The sequence below is a fragment of the Devosia insulae DS-56 genome (genome assembly GCF_000970465.2).
Lineage (GTDB): Bacteria > Pseudomonadota > Alphaproteobacteria > Rhizobiales > Devosiaceae > Devosia_A > Devosia_A insulae.
The window spans coordinates 1-1,590 of the sequence record NZ_LAJE02000327.1 but is presented as its reverse complement, the minus strand read 5'-3'; the positions used below and the strand labels follow the sequence as shown (position 1 = coordinate 1,590).

2 protein-coding genes are annotated in these 1,590 nt (G+C 63.1%); one reads left to right on the top strand and one right to left on the bottom strand.

Going from position 1 to position 1,590, the window contains the following annotated elements; all coding sequences use genetic code 11:
- Positions 1–50: 50 nt before the first annotated feature.
- On the bottom strand, positions 51–509 hold the full coding sequence (locus VW23_RS21830; RefSeq protein ID WP_069911607.1) for a MarR family winged helix-turn-helix transcriptional regulator: 459 nt from the start codon (positions 507–509) through the stop codon (positions 51–53).
- Positions 510–669: 160 nt separating this feature from the next.
- On the opposite strand from VW23_RS21830, the gene VW23_RS21825 reads away from it, so the two are divergent.
- Positions 670–1,503 (top strand): alpha/beta hydrolase, encoded by an 834-nt coding sequence (locus VW23_RS21825; protein ID WP_176730458.1) that lies wholly within the window; start codon positions 670–672, stop codon positions 1,501–1,503.
- Positions 1,504–1,590 lie beyond the last annotated feature (87 nt).

The following is a 1,590-nucleotide window of genomic DNA, read 5'->3' as shown; positions in this document are numbered from 1 at the left end:
CTCCCCCCACCCCTCCCCTCAAGGGGGAGGGGAGCAGAAGACCGCGATCCCTAAGCCGTCTCCAACTTCTCCCGCACGCTGTCGCGCATCTTGGCCATGCGCTGCTGCATCTCGATCACCCCGTCGAGGTCTTCGCCGCTGGCCAGCGCCAGGTCCACCGCGGCCAGCTGGCCGTCGGCCTTGAGGGCGAGCCCGGCTTCGGTGATCTCGATGTCGAGTACCCGCTCATCGTCCCTGTTGCGGGTGCGATGCACCAGCCCCGCCGCCTCGAGCTTCTTCAAGAGCGGCGTCAGCGTGTTGGATTCCAGCATCACCAGGTCGGTGAGCGCCTTCATCGTGATCTTGCCGTTTTCCCACAGCACCATCATCACCACGAACTGCGGGTAGGTAAGGCCCAGTCTGTCCAGCATTGGCCGGTAAAACCGGCTGAAGGCGTGGCTCAGCGAATAGGCTGAAAAGCACAGCAGCACCTCGAGCTTTATCTGCTCGGCGAACGCTTTCTTGTCCATCGGATGTCTCCAGTCGTGCCTTCTATATAGAGCGCATGCGATTGAATCGCAAGCGATCAATGCATGGCAGCTATGCAGGATCATGCGTTGCCCCAAATTCAATCGCATGCGATTTAATCGTCATCGCAATGAGCGACAGACATTCAAACGGGAGATTGAAATGACCACGAACCTCGAAACCTCAGCCGCCTTTGCCGCCGCCAATGCCGCAAAGAGCAAGACCGCGCTGTTCATCACCGGCGCCTGGATGCACACCTCGAGCTGGGACAAACTGCGCTCGGTGTTCGAAGCCGCCGGCTACAAGACCCTGGCTCCGGCCTGGCCCTATCTCGAAGGCAACCCGGCCGAACTCCGCGCCCATCCCGACAAGCGGCTGGGCACCCTGACCTTCAAGAAGATCGTCGATCACTATGCGTCGATCATCGACGGCCTCGACGAACAGCCGGTGATCGTCGGCCACTCGATGGGCGGCCTCATCACCCAGCTGCTGCTCGATCGCGGCTACGGCGTTGCCGGCATCGCCATGGACCCCGGCCCGATTGCCGGTGCGCTGCCCGGCCCGGTCTCGCTGCTCGCCGCCCTGCCGCCGATTTTCGCCGGCCCCGGCAACAGCCAGACCATTACCCGCGAGGGCTTTGCCAAGAACTTCGCCAACACCCTGAACGCCGCCGACCAGCAGGTCGCCTATGACGATTATGTCGTGCCCACCCCGACCAATATCTTCTACCAGGCGGCCGGCATGTTCGGCACCGCGGTGAAGGTGAAGGCGCGGAAGCAACCCCTCTTGGTGATCTCGGCCGAGCACGACCGCACCGTCACGCCGTATCTCGCCAAGGCCATCTTCAACATCCAGAAGAAGTCCCCGGCCCGCACCGATTTCCACCAGTTCGCCGATCGCTCGCATTTCCTCGCCGGCGAGAAGGGCTGGGAAGAAGTCGCCCACTACGCTCTCGACTGGGCCCACGAAGTCACTGCGGCTCCGCCTATCCACTGAGGTGATCCTCCCCCGCGTGGCGGGGGAGGGGGACCGCCGAAGGCGGTGGAGGGCGAAGCAAGAGGCTCCGGTCAGTTTGGCTCCACC